This window comes from Variovorax sp. dw_308, assembly GCF_019207085.1.
Lineage (GTDB): Bacteria > Pseudomonadota > Gammaproteobacteria > Burkholderiales > Burkholderiaceae_C > Variovorax.
This window is the reverse complement of record NZ_JAATOM010000020.1, coordinates 31,143-45,748: the sequence shown is the minus strand read 5'-3', so window position 1 is coordinate 45,748 and position 14,606 is coordinate 31,143. Positions and strand designations below refer to the sequence as shown.

Annotated in this window: 15 protein-coding genes; 6 read left to right on the top strand and 9 right to left on the bottom strand. The window is 66.0% G+C overall.

Translation table 11 applies throughout. The features are described from left to right. Positions 1–16: 16 nt before the first annotated feature. The 8 genes from HCU76_RS27850 to HCU76_RS27815 all read right to left on the bottom strand — a co-directional run bounded on the left by HCU76_RS27850 (position 17) and on the right by HCU76_RS27815 (position 7,510). Positions 17–400, bottom strand: a complete 384-nt coding sequence (locus tag HCU76_RS27850) for a hypothetical protein (protein ID WP_218511129.1) — start codon at positions 398–400, stop codon at positions 17–19. Positions 401–412: 12 nt separating this feature from the next. Beyond that, positions 413–1,483 (bottom strand): ABC transporter ATP-binding protein, encoded by a 1,071-nt coding sequence (locus HCU76_RS27845; RefSeq protein ID WP_213958385.1) that lies wholly within the window; start codon positions 1,481–1,483, stop codon positions 413–415. 22 nt (positions 1,484–1,505) lie between these two features. Next, on the bottom strand, positions 1,506–2,360 hold the full coding sequence (locus HCU76_RS27840) for a carbohydrate ABC transporter permease (protein ID WP_213958386.1): 855 nt from the start codon (positions 2,358–2,360) through the stop codon (positions 1,506–1,508). Beyond that, the gene (locus HCU76_RS27835) at positions 2,357–3,229 is read right to left on the bottom strand and encodes a carbohydrate ABC transporter permease (RefSeq protein WP_213958387.1); all 873 of its coding nucleotides are present in this window, start codon (positions 3,227–3,229) and stop codon (positions 2,357–2,359) included. Before HCU76_RS27835 ends, HCU76_RS27840 begins: the two co-directional genes overlap by 4 nt. Before the next feature lie 143 nt (positions 3,230–3,372). Beyond that, positions 3,373–4,749 carry an ABC transporter substrate-binding protein gene (locus HCU76_RS27830; protein WP_218511128.1) on the bottom strand — a complete coding sequence of 459 codons (1,377 nt, stop codon included), beginning with the start codon at positions 4,747–4,749 and terminating at the stop codon, positions 3,373–3,375. Positions 4,750–4,829: 80 nt separating this feature from the next. Next, positions 4,830–5,573, bottom strand: a complete 744-nt coding sequence (locus HCU76_RS27825) for a FadR/GntR family transcriptional regulator (protein ID WP_218511127.1) — start codon at positions 5,571–5,573, stop codon at positions 4,830–4,832. A 21-nt stretch (positions 5,574–5,594) separates the two neighbouring features. Then, the gene (locus HCU76_RS27820) at positions 5,595–6,539 is read right to left on the bottom strand and encodes a 2-hydroxyacid dehydrogenase (RefSeq protein ID WP_218511126.1); all 945 of its coding nucleotides are present in this window, start codon (positions 6,537–6,539) and stop codon (positions 5,595–5,597) included. Beyond that, complete coding sequence (locus HCU76_RS27815) at positions 6,536–7,510, bottom strand: tripartite tricarboxylate transporter substrate binding protein (RefSeq protein WP_213958391.1); 975 nt, start codon at positions 7,508–7,510, stop codon at positions 6,536–6,538. The genes HCU76_RS27820 and HCU76_RS27815 overlap by 4 nt, the downstream gene beginning before the upstream one ends. A 145-nt stretch (positions 7,511–7,655) precedes the next feature. Between HCU76_RS27815 and HCU76_RS27810 the strand changes: the two genes are divergently transcribed. The 3 genes from HCU76_RS27810 to HCU76_RS27800 are packed head-to-tail and all read left to right on the top strand — an operon-like array spanning position 7,656 to position 9,955. Next, positions 7,656–8,546 (top strand): 2-dehydro-3-deoxygalactonokinase, encoded by an 891-nt coding sequence (locus tag HCU76_RS27810; RefSeq protein ID WP_218511125.1) that lies wholly within the window; start codon positions 7,656–7,658, stop codon positions 8,544–8,546. After that, entirely contained in the window at positions 8,543–9,181 is a 639-nt protein-coding gene (locus HCU76_RS27805) for a 2-dehydro-3-deoxy-6-phosphogalactonate aldolase (protein WP_218511124.1), read from the top strand. The genes HCU76_RS27810 and HCU76_RS27805 overlap by 4 nt, the downstream gene beginning before the upstream one ends. 9 nt (positions 9,182–9,190) lie before the next feature. Continuing rightward, positions 9,191–9,955 (top strand): aldolase, encoded by a 765-nt coding sequence (locus HCU76_RS27800; RefSeq protein WP_218511123.1) that lies wholly within the window; start codon positions 9,191–9,193, stop codon positions 9,953–9,955. 30 nt (positions 9,956–9,985) lie between these two features. Here HCU76_RS27800 and HCU76_RS27795 read toward each other — a convergent pair whose 3' ends face one another. Next, the gene (locus HCU76_RS27795) at positions 9,986–10,999 is read right to left on the bottom strand and encodes a LacI family DNA-binding transcriptional regulator (protein WP_218511122.1); all 1,014 of its coding nucleotides are present in this window, start codon (positions 10,997–10,999) and stop codon (positions 9,986–9,988) included. A 111-nt stretch (positions 11,000–11,110) separates the two neighbouring features. On the opposite strand from HCU76_RS27795, the gene HCU76_RS27790 reads away from it, so the two are divergent. From HCU76_RS27790 to HCU76_RS27780, 3 genes are read left to right on the top strand one after another with little or no spacing between them, the layout of a single operon-like run. Then, entirely contained in the window at positions 11,111–12,133 is a 1,023-nt protein-coding gene (locus HCU76_RS27790; protein ID WP_256354521.1) for a Gfo/Idh/MocA family protein, read from the top strand. Positions 12,134–12,141: 8 nt separating this feature from the next. Next, the gene (locus HCU76_RS27785; protein ID WP_218511121.1) at positions 12,142–13,833 is read left to right on the top strand and encodes an acyl CoA:acetate/3-ketoacid CoA transferase; all 1,692 of its coding nucleotides are present in this window, start codon (positions 12,142–12,144) and stop codon (positions 13,831–13,833) included. Then, on the top strand, positions 13,826–14,605 hold the full coding sequence (locus tag HCU76_RS27780) for an enoyl-CoA hydratase/isomerase family protein (RefSeq protein WP_218511120.1): 780 nt from the start codon (positions 13,826–13,828) through the stop codon (positions 14,603–14,605). The genes HCU76_RS27785 and HCU76_RS27780 overlap by 8 nt, the downstream gene beginning before the upstream one ends. Position 14,606 lies beyond the last annotated feature (1 nt).

Genomic DNA, 14,606 nt, shown 5'->3' with positions numbered 1-14,606 from the left:
GGCCTGCGCTCCTTGTTCAGCTGCGTACGAACATCGTCACCAGCGGCTCGTCGCCGACCTGGCGGCTCCAGTGGCCATGCACCGCAGGGTCGAAGGTCGCACCCTCGGGCAGCCTGTCATCGGAATAGAAATGCTCGCCGGCCTTGAACACGCGCGACGTGTCGCCTTGCAGGCCGATCTCCATCTGCCCCTGGAGAATCACCACCCATTGCGGGGTGACGGTGCAATGGAACTGGCTGCGAAAGCCCACCGGGCTGTGGCGCAACTGGTAGCCTTGCGAGGGGAAGAGTTGCGAGAGTTGCGACGACGGCGTGCCCTCGCCCAGTTCGATGGGCTCCTCGCGAAAGCGCGCCTTGCCGTCGGTATCCGTGAAGAGGATCACCTTGCTGAATGCGGTCATGTCGATGGTCCTTCAATCCAGGCGCAAGCCGCTCGTTCCGTCGAACACATGCGCATTGGCCGGATCGAGCGCGAGGTAGACCGTGTCGTCCGGTCCCACGTCAGTACGGCCGTGCATCACCAGCACCAGCTTCTCCTGCCCCACCTGCACCAGCAGTTCGGTCTCGGCGCCGGTGGGCTCCACCACCACCACCTGCGCCGGAATGCCCTGGTTGGCTGGCGCCAGCACGAGGTCGGTGGGCCGCACGCCGTAGTGCACCGACTGGCCGTCCTTGACTTTCGCGCCGTCCGGCAGGGGCCAGTACGCGCCCTGCGCCTCGACCCAGAAGCTGCCCTCGACCTTGCGCGCCGTGCCGGCCAGCACGTTCATCGAGGGCGAGCCGATGAACTGCGCCACGAACAGGTTGCCGGGCCGGTCGAACAACTCCAGCGGCGTGCCGATCTGCTCGATGATGCCGTCGTGCATGACCACGATGCGGTCGGCCATGGTCATGGCCTCGATCTGGTCGTGCGTCACGTAGACGGTGGTGGTCTTCAGGCGCTGGTGCAGCGCCTTGATCTCGGCGCGCATCGCCACGCGCAACTTGGCGTCGAGGTTGGACAAGGGTTCGTCGAACAGGAACACCTTCGGGTCGCGCACGATGGCCCGGCCCATGGCCACGCGCTGGCGCTGGCCGCCGGAGAGTTCGCGCGGGTAGCGCCCGAGCAGCTTGTCGAGGTTGAGGATCTTCGCGGCCCTGTCCACGCGCTCGGCCGTCACGCCCTTGTCGGCATCGCGCAGGCGCAAGCTGAAGGCCATGTTCTCACCGACCGTCATGTGCGGATACAACGCATAGCTCTGGAACACCATGGCGATGTCGCGGTCCTTCGATTCGAGCTCGTTGACGACCTTGCCATCGATGAGGATCTCGCCGCCGGTGATGTCCTCCAGGCCCGCGAGCATGCGCAGCAGCGTGGACTTGCCGCAGCCCGAGGGGCCGACCAGCACGACGAATTCGCCGTCGCTGATCTCGAAGCCCAGGCCCTTGAGGATGTCGGTCTTGCCGAATGATTTCTTGATATTGCGGAATGTGACGGAAGCCATTGGATCTCCTCGTTATCGTTGTTCAGCTCTTCACCGCGCCGGCAGTGAGGCCGCCGACCATGTAGCGCTTGAAGGTGTAGTAGATGGCTGCCGGCGGCAATGCGTAGATGAGGCCCGTCGTCATCAGGAGTTCCCATGGCGAATCGTCGGCGGAAAGGAAGTTGCCGAGCGCCACGGCCAGCGTCACGCTCGTGTCCTTCGATAGCAGCAGGAAGGCGAACAGGTACTCGTTCCAGGCCAGCAGCAGCGCATAGGTTCCCACGGCCACCAGCGACGGCACCATCAGCGGCAGGTAGACCAGGCGGAACAGTTGCAGCGGCGAGGCGCCGTCCATGCGCGCGGCTTCGTCGAGTTCGTACGGCAGCTTGTCGGATGCCTGCTTGAGCACCCAGATGCAGTACGGCGAAGCGATGGTCACCATGGCCAGGATCAGCGACCACTGGCTGTTGAGCAGCCCGTAGTTGCCCATGGTCTTGTACATCGGCACGGCCAGGAATGCGGCGGGGATGAAGTAGGTGAACAGCGCCATGTTCATCACCGTGCGGCCGCCGCGCACGCGCAGGCGGCTGATGGCAAAGGCGGCCGTCGTGGCGACGAACAGCGTGAGCACGCCCACCGCCACCGCGATGATCAGCGAGTTCCAGAGCTGCAGCCAGAAGTGGTTGAGGTAGAAGTGCTTCTCCCCGAACACCGTCGCGAAGTTCTGCAGCGTCGGATGCGTGGGCCACAGGTGGCCGGAGGTTGCGGAGTCTCGCGGCGAGATCGCGAACAACACCATGTGATAGACGGGGATCAGCGTCCACAGCGTGACCGGTATGCCGATGAGCAGCAGCTTGGCCTCGGTGGCGATGGCCTTGGGTGTCCAGCGCTTGCTCATTTCGACAACCTCTTCATCATGAAATAGACCAATGGAAGAACGAGAGGCATCGCCACAACGATCGACGCCATCGACAAGTCCACCTGGTCCAGCCGCAGGTAGCGAATACCCAGCGTCGCCAGCACGTGCGTCATGTCGGCCGGGCCACCGCCAGTCAGCAGGTAGACGCTGTTGAAGTCGCCCAGCGTCCAGATCATCGAGAGGATGGTCGATGTGAGGTACAGCGTCTTCAACGCCGGCCAGCTGATGAACTTGAATTTCTGCCACGAGGTGGCGCCGTCGACAGATGCGGCCTCGTACTGTTCGCTCGGGATCGCGAGCCGGCCCGCCACGAGGATCAGCGTCCAGAAGGGCAGCGACTTCCACACGTGCATCAGCATCGCGAAGGTCAGTGCCAGCGTCGGGTCGTTGAGCCAGTTGGGCCCGTCCGCACCCGTCAGCCGGAAGATGGTCGTGTTGATCACGCCCCACTCCGGGTTGAGCATGAAGCGAACCGACAGGATGGTCGGGATCGAGGGCATGGCCCATGGCAGGATGAACAGCGCCGACACGATCTTGATCCACCAACGCGTCTGCACGAAGAAGCCCGACAGCACCAGCGCCACGCCCATCTTGATGTTGATCGCGACCACCAGGAACACGAAGGTGTTGACCACCGAGCGCAGGAAGATCGGGTCGGCTTCCAGGTGAACGTAGCTCTGCGGATGCCGCGCCAGCCAGAGCCCGTAGCCCACCGGATACAGCACGAAGATCAGGAAGATCAACAGGTAAGGCAGGACCATCCATCGGCCCCAGGCCTGCCATCGGTCCTTTCGCTGCATGGTCGACGCACCACTCACGGTGCCGACGGCGGATGCGGTACTGCTCATACAAGCCCCCTTTTCTCTTTCAGCGTTTCAACAGATCAACGCCCCATTTCAGAAACACCGCAGGGCCGGCCTTGCCGGCCCGCGGGTGTTGTCCCCCGGGGCGTTGGAGCGGCGCGCGAAAGTGCGCGCAGCCGGGGCGAGGCTTACTTGGCGACCACCTTGATGCGCTCGATCATCTCGTCCACTGCCTTGTCGACGGGGATCTTGTCGGTCACGACGCGGCTCATCGCCTTGGCCCACACGTTCTCGTTGTTGAGAATGGTGAACTTGTAGTTCTTCGTGAATTCGAAAGTCACCGTGCCGCTGGCGTACTGGTTGAACACCGACTTGCGATGCTCGTTGGCTTGCCAGAACGGGCTGGCCTGGCCGGCCTTGGTCACCGGGAACCAGCGGCCAAGCGAGCCTTCCACGTACGGCGTCAGGTTCTCTTCCTGCAGCAGGAACTCGACGAACTCCTTCGCGCGCTTCTTGTTCTTGGCTTCCTTGAAGATCACGCCGGTCTTCACTGCCGTGCGGTACACCATCTTGCCGCCATCGGGCTTGTTGGGGAATCCGGCCGTGCGGATTCGCTCCGTGAAGTTCTTCTTGGCCTCTTCGCGCTGCTCGGGCGTGAGCGTCTGGTTGTCCATGTCGTCGAGCCACTTCGCCGCGATCGAGATGGTCGCGTTGTGCGTCATCACGGTCGTCTTGTTGTGGAACGCGACGTTGTTGTCCGGGTCCTTCCAGCTCGTCGACGAAGGCGGCGTGCAGCCCTTGGTATAGGGCGCGGTGTAGTCGGTCAGCGCGCCGACGAGGCCGGCCTTGACCTTCGGGTCGTCGACCAGCAGCTTGCCGCTATCGTCCACCATCTTCACGTTGTAGGCATCCGCGAAGGTCAGGAACGAATAGAACGCATCGCTGGAATCCACGCCCATCGGCATGCCGATGCCGAAGGTGCGCTTGCCCGACTTCGCGCGGCTGGCCGGCTGCACCTTGTCGCACCAGAACGCCCAGTAGTCCTTCCATGCGGTCGGGATGTCCGATTCCTTGAACCCGGCTTCGGTCAGCATGTCGAGCCAATACTCGACGTGCATCGTCTGCTGCTTGATCGGGAAGGCGTAGTAGGCCTTCTGCTTGGTCTTGTCGTCGTAGAGGAAGGTGGTCTCGACCGTGTTGGGCGCGAAGCGCGCCTTCATCGGGTTGATCACGCTGCTGATGTCTTCGAGCTTGTCCTCGAAGGCCCACTTGCCGGTGACCTGGAAGTCATACACGTCGGCATAGGCCACGTCGGGCGGGCTGCCGGAATCGAGCGCGGACACGGTCTTGGGGATCATGTCCTGGATCGGGTACTGCGACAGGTCGATCTTCACGTCCTTGTGCTTCTCTTCGTACTTCTTGATGGCCGCGAAGAGCGCGTCGTCCTCGGCCTTGTAGAAGCCCTTGACCCACCAGACGGTGAGCTTTTCCTGGGCGGCCGCCTGGCCGCTGGCCACGAGCCCCAGCGCAACGAGCGATGCGGCGAATAGCGGTTTCAATTTCATGGTGAGTTGTCTCCTGGATGAACGGATGCTTCGATTGCTACGGGGGGAACGGAAAAAAATAAGGTGCCGGTGACCAGGCGTCAATGGGCCTTGAGCCGCGGGGGCGGCCTGCTCAACCGCGGCAGGCGCCGGCGCGAGCCCAGCACGGCCTCGATGTCGATGCGTGCGCCGTCGATCAGCTTGAGGACGGCGCGCTCGGCCTTCGCGGGTTCATGGGCGATGACGGCGTCCAGCACCGCGCGGTGCATCGGCAGCGAGAGCGCCGGGCCGTTGCTGCGCGTGGTGGAGATTTCGAAACTGGTGCGCAGTAGCGCATTCAGTGCCTTGCTCATCTGCGTCAGCATGCGGTTGCGCGCGGCACGCAGCAGCCCGTGATGAAAGCGCAGGTCGTGGGTGACGTAGTCGCCGCCATGCTCGATGGCATTCTTCATGCCGGCATAGGCCGATTCGATTTCGCCGATGTCCTCGGCGGTGGCGCGCTCTGCGGCCAGGCGCACGGCGGCCGGCTCCACCACGCGGCGCAGGTCCTGCAGGTCGCGCAGGAACTCCGGCGTCAGGCCCACGCGCGCCTGCCAGGTGATGACGTCGGGGTCGAACCAGTTCCACGAGTCCTGCGGCAGCACGCGGCTGCCGACCTTCGGCCCGGTCACGATCAGGCCCTTGGCGGCCAGCGCCTTGATCGCCTCGCGCACCACGGTGCGGCTCACGCCCAGTTCCTCGCCGAGGATGGGCTCCGGCGGAATGACGCCGCCCTCGCGGTAGCGACCCGCGACGATCGACTCGCCGAGCAGGTCGACCGTGTGGCCGTGAGCGTTCTTGACCATGGGGCGAGGACGCGACGGGGCTCAAGACGCGACGGGGGTCAGCAGGGGCTGGCCGGCGAAGTGCGCGCGCAGGTTGTCGAAGGTGAGCTGCCCCATGGCCTCGCGCGTCTGCCGCGTGCCGCTGCCGATGTGCGGCGTGAGCACCACGTTGTTCATCTCGCGCAGCACGGCGGGCACGTTGGGCTCGTCGACGAACACATCGAGCGCCGCGCCGGCAATGTCGCCGGCCTGCAATGCGGCAATCAGCGCCGGCTGGTCGACGACCGTGCCGCGCGCCACGTTGATCAGGTAGCCCTGCGGGCCGAGCGCCGTCAGCACCTTTGCATCGATCATGCCGCGCGTGGCCGCGCCGCCGGGCGTGATGACGACGAGAAAGTCGACCGCCGCGGCCAACGCCTCGGCATTGGGGTAGTAGGTGTAGGGCACGCCGGCGCGCGGCGAGCGCGCCGTGTACGAGATCTCCATGCGGAAGGCCTGCGCCCTGTGCGCAATGGCCTGGCCGATGCGGCCGATGCCCACGATGCCCAGCCGCGCACCGGTGGCCTTGCGCGCCAGCGGGATCGGGCCATTGACCCACGAGCCGTTGCGCACGAAGCGGTCGGCTTGCGGAATGCGCCGCGCGATCGACAGCAGCAGGCCGATGGCCAGGTCGGCCACGTCGTCGTTCAGCACTTCCGGCGTGTTGGTCACGGGCACGCCGCGCTCATGCGCTGCCGCAACGTCGACACCGTCGTAGCCAACGCCGAAGACCGAGATCACTTCGAGCGCGGGCAGCCTGCCGATGAGTTCGCGCGGGACCTTGGCTTCGCCATTGGCGACGACGCCGCGGATGCGCGGCGCCACCGCCGCGAAGGCGTCCGGGTCGCTGACATGGATGCGGTCATGCACCGTGTATTCGGCGCGCAGCTGATCCATGAGGAAGGGCATCAGCGGCGCGACGGCCAGGACCTCGACCTTGTCGGTCATGACTTGATGCCGATCTTTTCGACCAGTTGCTTGAAGTACGCGTGGTCGCGTTCCATGGCCTTGCCGAAGGCGTCGGCGTCCAGGTAGGCAAAGCCCAGGTTGAGCTTTTCGAGCGAATCGCTCATGGCGGGATCGGCGGCTGTCTTGCGCGCTGCGTCGCGCAGCGCATTGACGATGTTGTCGGGCGTGGCCTTGGTCACCGCCAGGCCGCGCCAGGTGCCGATCGACAGGTCGATCTTGCGTTCCTTCAGCGTGGGCACCTTGTCGAAGGCCTTGAGGCGCTCGTCGGCCATCACGGCCAGTATCTTGAGCTTGCCGCCCTGCACATGCGTGGCGACTTCGGCAGGACTCACCGCCACCGCGTCGATATGGCCGCCGAGCAATGCGATCACGCCCGGCGCCGCGCCCTGGAACGGCACGTGGCTGAGCTTGACGCCGGTCTTGTCCTCGAAGCCCGCGGCAGCCAGGTGCCAGATCGAGCCGTTTCCCGAATTGCCGACCTTCATCTCGCCCGGCTTGGCCTTGCACGCCGCAATGAACTCCTCGATGGTGTTCCACGGCGCATCGGCCTTGACCGTGATGGCGGCCGGGTCGGCGTTGAGGCGCGCGATCGGACGGAAATCGGCATAGGTGAACTTGGAGAGGTTCAGGTGCGGCAGGATCACCAACTCGGCGATCACCACGCTCACCTTGTAGCCATCGGGCTTGCTGTTGAGCACCTCGCCCATGCCGATCACGCCGCTCGCACCGGGCTTGTCGTTGACGATGAAGGGCTGCGGGAAGTTCTTCTTCGCCAGCTCGGCAAAGCTGCGGGCCAATGCGTCGGTGCCGCCGCCGGCCGACGCGGGCACGATGAGCTCCACGGGCTTGCTCGGATAGTCTTCCGCGAAGGCGGCAAAGGAGGTTGGCAAGAGCATGGCGGCGAGGCCCTGCAGGACTTGGCGGCGGTGCGCCACAGGTGAGCTGTGCATGGAGATGTCCCGTTGGTTTGTCACTCGGAAACCCTAGGCCAGGGGCGGGGTTCGCGGCTTATCATATGATGATTGAAATGGCCGTCGCTGCAGGGAAACCCTGAGTTGCGGCCCTCGAAAACATGCCATACGGAGACGGAAACCGATGCAATGGGTCGCGGTCGATTGGGGCACCAGCTCCTTGCGTGGAGCCTTGCTCGACGCCACCGGAAAGGTGCTTGCGGAACAGGGCCATCCACGTGGCATCCTGAGCGTTCCGGCCGGCGGGTTCCCCGATGTGTTCGAGTCGCTGTTCGCCGACTGGATGCGGCCCGAGGGCACGCGCTGCATCATCTCTGGCATGGCCGGCAGCCAGCAGGGCTGGGTCGAGGCGCCCTACTGCGCCTGCCCCGCCGTGCTCGACGAGGTGGCCCGCAGCATCATCGAGATCCAGCCAGGCCGCATCGCGCTGGTGCCGGGTCTGCGCGACGAGCACGCCGGCGTGCCGGATGTGATGCGTGGCGAGGAAGTGCAGATCTTCGGCGCCATCGCGCTCACCGGCTTGCGCGACGGGCTTTTCGTGCTGCCGGGTACGCACAACAAGTGGGCCCGCGTGAAGAACGGGCGCGTCGAAGGCTTTCGCACCTTCATGACCGGCGAGTTCTATGCGCTGCTGAGCCAGCACTCGATCCTGGCGCGCACGCTGGACGTCGATGCCCCGCTCGATGAGGCCGCCTTCCTGCAAGGCGTGACCCAGTCGGACAACGGCGAGGGACTGCTGCACAACGCCTTCGGCGCGCGCACGCTGGCCTTGTTCAGCCGCATGCCAAAGGCGCAGTTGGCCAGCTATCTCTCGGGGCTGCTCATCGGCGAGGAACTGCGCACGCAGTCGCTGCAAGCCACCGCCGAGGTGGTGCTGATCGGTTCCCCCATCCTCACCCAACGCTATGCACTGGCCATCGGCGCCGCTGGCGTCGCGACGCGCACGCTCGGCGCCGAAGCGACTTGGGCCGGACTGCATGCGCTGGCCACCCACCTGTCCCGACGCACACCATGACCGCACTCGCCACCTTCCAGGCTGCCATGCAGCAGCTCCCCCTCATCGCGATCCTGCGCGGGCTCACGCCGGCCGAGGCCGCCGACGTGGGCGATGCCATCGTCGAGCCGGGCTTCCGGCTGCTCGAGGTACCGCTCAATTCACCCCGGCCGCTGGAGAGCATCGCCTCGATGCGCCAGCGCTTTCCGCAGGCGCTGGTCGGCGCGGGCACGGTGCTGAACGCGCAGCAGGTGCGCGAGGTGCATGCGGCCGGCGGGCAACTGATCGTGTCGCCCAACTTCAACGCCGAGGTGATCGCCGAGGCGGTGCGGCTCGACATGGTGTGCCTGCCTGGCGTGATGACGCCCACCGAGGCCTTCGGCGCCCTGGCCGCCGGCGCCACGGGCCTCAAGTTGTTCCCGGCCGAGCTGGCTTCGCCCGCAGTCGTGAAGGCGCTGCTGGCGGTGCTGCCGGCCGGCACGCCGCTGATGCCCGTGGGCGGCATCGCGCCGCACAACATGGGCGAGTGGCGCGCCGCGGGCGCGGCCGGCTTCGGCATCGGCTCGTCGCTCTACAAGCCCGGCAAGCCGGCTGCGGCCGTGCGCGAGGATGCCACCCGCTTCGTGTCGGCATGGGCCGGCACCATCACCGCTTGAGGAACGACCATGGTTGAAACCATCATCAAGGGCAACATCCGCGATACGCCTGAAGCCCAATACGCCCACCCCCGCGTGCGCAAGCTGCGCGAGGACCTCGCGCTGGCGCTGCGCGCGGCTGCACACCACGGCCTGTCGGAAGGTGTCTGCAATCACTTCAGCGTGCTGCTGCCGGGCGCCGCGGACCGCTACCTCATCAACCCGCGCGGCCTGCACTGGAGCGAGATCGGACCGGACGACGTCGTGCTCATCGACGTGCAGGGCAAGGTGCTCGCGGGCCGCCATCGCGTCGAGCCCACCGCCCTCTTCATCCACGGCGCGGTGCATCGCCTGACGGGCCATGCGGTGGTGCTGCATTGCCACATGCCCTATGCCACGGCGCTCACGCTGACCACCGACCGCGCGCTCGACCCCACGCTGAGCCAGAACGCGATGCGCTACATGAACCGCATCGCCATCGACACGAAATACAACGGCCTCGCGCTCGACGATGCCGAGGGCGAGCGCATTGCCAGGGCCATGGCCGGCAAGGACGTGGCCTTCCTCGCGAACCACGGCGTGATCGTGGCCGGCGCGACGGTTGCACATGCCTACGACGATCTCTACTACCTGGAACGCAGTTGCCTGCACCAGGTGATCGCGCAGCAGACCGGGCGTCCGCTCGCGCCCGTGGACGCGACGCTGGCCGCGCGCGTGGCGGCGCAGATCCAGGGGGAGCGGGAGCAGTCGGACCTGTACTTCGAGGCGTTGCGGCGGATGTTGCCGGCGCCCTGAGAGCCGCGGTCGCTGCATCGGCGATCGCCGCTATCCAGACTGTCTCAGCACCAGCTGCGGGTCGGCCAAGTAAGTCTGACGCGCGCGCGCCGGCGCCTGAATGCGGTCCAGCAGGATCGCCGCGGCATGCTCGCCCAACTCGCCCGGGCGGATGTCGATGGTGCTCAGCGGCGGGTTGGAATGGGCCGCGTCCTGCACGTTGTCGAAGCCCATCACCGCGAAATCCTGTCCGGCGCGCAAGCCGCGTTCCCCCAATGCCGACAGTGCGCCGAAAGCGACCACATCGTTGTAGCAGACAGCCGCGGTCGGCCGCGGCTTCTTGTCCAGCAGCGCGCCCATGGTTTCAGAACCGCCCTGGCGCGTGGGCTGGCACGGCACCAGCAATTCCTCGTCGAACTCGATCTTGCGTTCGGCCAGCGCCGCCCTGAAGCCCTTCAGGCGCTGCTCGAGCACGACGCCCGTGCGCCCACCCAGGAAACCGATGCGTGTGTGCCCCGCATCGAGCAGGTGCCTGGTTGCCGTGTAGATCCCGCGCTCGTTGTCCGCGCCCGCAAAGTCGTATTTACCGGGTCCCAGGGTGCGGACCATGACAACCAGTGGCATGCCCCAGGACTCGACTTCCTTCGTCAGCGTCCGGGGCGTGCCATAGGCCGGGCACAGGACGATGCCTGCGGCGCCCTGCTCCCGCATGGTTCGCAAGACAGTGTTCTGCCGCTCGACGTCCTCGGCGGTGTGTGCCATCAGGACGATGTACCCCGCCTCCACGAGCCTGCGCTCGACCCCCACCAGGATCTCCGCAAAAAAGGGATTGCTGAGGTCGTTGACGATGACGCCGATGGTCCTTGAGGTCCTGCCGCGAAGTTCTCCGGCGCGGCTGTTGTAGACGTACCCGATCTTGCGCGCCGCCTCGCGCACCCGCTCGGCCGTCTCGGCCGGAATCAACGGGCTGTTCTTCAACACCAGCGAGACGGTGGACTTGGAAACCTCCGCCGCTGCCGCGACGTCGAGGATCGTGACTGCCCGTGGCGAGTTTGCTTTGCTCATGGTGATCTCTAGGTGTTTTCCCGCACTTAAATAAAAGCGCTTGATCTTTTACTGGAACGTTCCAATAATTCATTCAACCGTTCCAACAAATGTAGCCGCAAAGGGGACAACATGGACAGCAAAGCAGTGACCGGATGGGGCCTGATCGGGGCCAGCACGATCGCCTCCGAGTACATGATCGAGGCGATCCGCGCACAGCAAGGGCATGAGGTCGTGGCAGTCGCGAGCAGCAACGCCGATCGCGCCAAGGACTTCGCCGCAAGGCACGTGATCGCCGGGGCGTACGACAGCGTCGCGAAGTTGCTGGCCGACCCGGCCGTGCAAGTCGTCTACATCAGCACGACGAACGAGTTGCACCGCGACCAGGTGATCGCTGCAGCGGCTGCCGGCAAGCACGTGCTCTGCGAGAAGCCGCTGGCACTGAAGCTGGACGACGCCCGGAAGATGGTCGGTGCCTGTGCGGACGCTGGCGTGGTGATGGCCACCAACCACCACCTGCGCAATGCAGCCACGCATCGCAAGATCCGCGAACTGGTCCAGGCCGGCGCAATCGGTCGCCCCCTCTTCGCCCGCGTGTTCCACGCCGTCTACCTGCCACCGCATCTGCAGGGCTGGCGCATCGACAAGCCCGCCGCCGGCGGCGGCGTCATCCTCGACATTGCCGTGCATGACGCGGACACGTTGCGCTTCATCCTCGACGCCGAGCCCGTCGAGGCGGTCGGCATCTCCCAGTCCGCTTCGCTGGCCCGCGAAGGCCTGGAAGACGGCGTGATGGCCGTGCTTCGCTTCGACAACGGCGTCGTGGCGCAACTGCACGACGCCTTCACCGTGCCCTTCGCCGGAACCGGCATCGAGATCCACGGCGACAAGGGTTCAGTGTTCGGCCGCAATGTCATGACCCAGAAGCCGGTCGGCGAGGTGCTTCTGCGCGACGCACAGGGCGAGCGCGCCGTGCCGGTCGAACATGAAAGCCTCTACGCACGCGGCGTGGCGCGTTTCTGCGCGGCCCTTCGCGGCGAAGGCGAACCGGCAGCAACTGCCCTCGACGGCGTGCGCTCCCTCGCCACGGCACTGGCCATCGCCGAAGCCTGCCAAGGCGGCAAGACCGTCCGAGTGGCTCCTCTCCAACCTTAGGAAACTCCATGAAAAAAGTGATCACCGCCGAACAGGCGGCGGGATTGGTGCGCTCCGGCGATGTCGTGAGCATCAGTTCCTCCAGCGGTCTCGGCTGCCCCGACAAGGTACTGGCCGCCATCGGCGCGCGCTTCGACAAGGAAGGCCAGCCCCGCAACCTGACGACGCTGAACCCGATTGCCGCCGGCGACATGTACGGCATCAAGGGCGTCGACCACATCGCGAAGCCGGGGCTGCTGTCCCGTGTGCTGGCGGGTTCGTATCCGAGCGGCCCCTCCTCGCTGCCGATGCCCGCCATCTGGCAGATGGTGGTCGACAACCAGATCGAGGCCTACAACATCCCGAGCGGCATCCTCTACGACATGCATCGGGATGCCGCCGCCAGGCGCCCCGGCGTGCTGACCAAGGTCGGCCTCGGCACCTTCGTCGATCCGCAGTTCCAGGGCTGCGCGATGAACGGGGCCGCAGCCGCCAACCCGGTCGTGCGCAAGGAAAGCTTCGACGGCCAGGAATGGCTCTACTTCCCGGCCATCGTGCCGGATGTGGCGATCATCCGCGCCACCACGGCCGACGAGCACGGCAACCTGACCTACGAACACGAAGGCGCGCTGCTCGGCGGGCTCGACCAGGCACTGGCCGCACGCAACAACGGCGGCATCGTCATCGCCCAGGTCAAGCGCGTCGTCAAGGAAGGCAGCCTGCGTCCGCACGACGTGCATGTGCCACGCAACCTGGTCGACTACATCGTGGTCGATGCGGACCAGTGGCAGACGACGCAGACGCCTTACGACCCGGCCATCAGCGGAGAGATCGCGCAGCCTCTGGCGACCTTCGAGCCGCAGGCGTGGAGCGCCGAGAAAGTCATCTCCCGCCGCGCAGCGATGGAACTGGCGCACGGCCACGCGGTGAACCTCGGCTTCGGCATTTCGGCCAACGTGCCACGCATCCTGCTCGAGGAAGGCCTGCACGGCGAAGTGACCTGGGCCATCGAGCAAGGCGCCGTGGGTGGCATGCCGCTGCTCGGCTTCGCCTTCGGCTGCGCATCGAACGCAGACGCGATCATGGCCTCGCCGAACCAGTTCACCTACTTCCAGGGCGGCGGCTTCGACGTGACTCTGCTGTCCTTCCTGCAGGTCGATGGCAACGGCAGCGTCAACGTCTCGAAGCTGGGCGCCAAGCCCTACCTCACCGCAGGCTGCGGCGGCTTTGTCGACATCACCGCGCATGCGCGGCGCATCGTGTTCTCGGGATTCTTCACGGCGGGCGCGAAGCTGGAAGTCGGCAACGGCAAGCTGACCATCCTCAAGGAAGGCAAGACCCGCAAGTTCGTCCAGTCGGCCGAGCACATCACCTTCAGCGGTGTGGTCGGACGCCAGCGCGGCCAGCGCGTGACCTACGTCACCGAGCGCTGCGTGATCGACCTGGAGGACGACGCGCTGGTGGTGCGCGAGATCGCGCCCGGCATCGACCTGCAGCGCGACGTGCTGGACCAGGCGGAGATCCCGCTGCGGGTCGCGAAGGACCTGCGTGTGATGAACCCCGCGTTGTTCACCGATGCGCCCTTCGGTCTTCGGCTCAAGGCGGAGGAAGTGCGTCGGGGTACATCGCTTCCGATTGCGAAGGATATGCGCCCGCTGGATGCCACGTCGAGTCCTTCGGTGGCCAAGGAAGTCCTGGTGGCGGAGTTGCACCGTGGCTGAGTCCTTGATCCAGCTCGAGCGCGACGGGTTTGTTGCGACCGTCATCCTGAACCGCCCATCCAAGCTCAACTCGCTGACGCCAGCCATGCTGGACCAGTTGGAGCTGGTTGCCCGTCAACTGGATGCCGACACCAGCGTGCGCGTGGTCATCCTCCTGGGCGGCGGCGAGAAGGCCTTCTGTGTGGGAGCCGACATCAACGAATGGGCCGCACTGCAACCGCTCGACATGTGGCGCCGCTGGGTGCGCCGTGGTCACCAGGTCTTCGACCAGTGGGCCCGTCTTCGCCAACCCGTCATCACCGCCATCAATGGGCACGCCTTCGGTGGCGGGCTGGAACTCGCGATCACGGGGGACATCCGCATTGCCGTCGAAGGCGCGCAGTTCGCGTTGCCCGAAGCGTCCATTGCGACGTGCCCGGGCTGGTCGGGAACGCAGCGGCTCGTGCAGTTGATCGGTGCGAGCCGTGCCAAGTACCTGGCCTTGAGCGGAGTGCGCCAGACGGCCGCGGACGCGCTGGGCGCCGGCCTTGTCCACGAAGTGGTGCCCGCGGCGCAACTCAGGGACCGCGCCGCTGCGCTGGCCCGCGAGATGACAACCAAGGCACCCGTCTCCCTGCAACTCACCAAGCAACTCATCAACGCCGCCGCCGGCGAAGACACCGCCGCCACGCTGGAAGCCATGGCCGGTGCACTCGCTGCCACCACGCAAGACGCCACAGAAGGCATCCGGAGCTTTCGCGAGAAGCGCGCAGCCAGCTTCGCCGGCCTCTGAC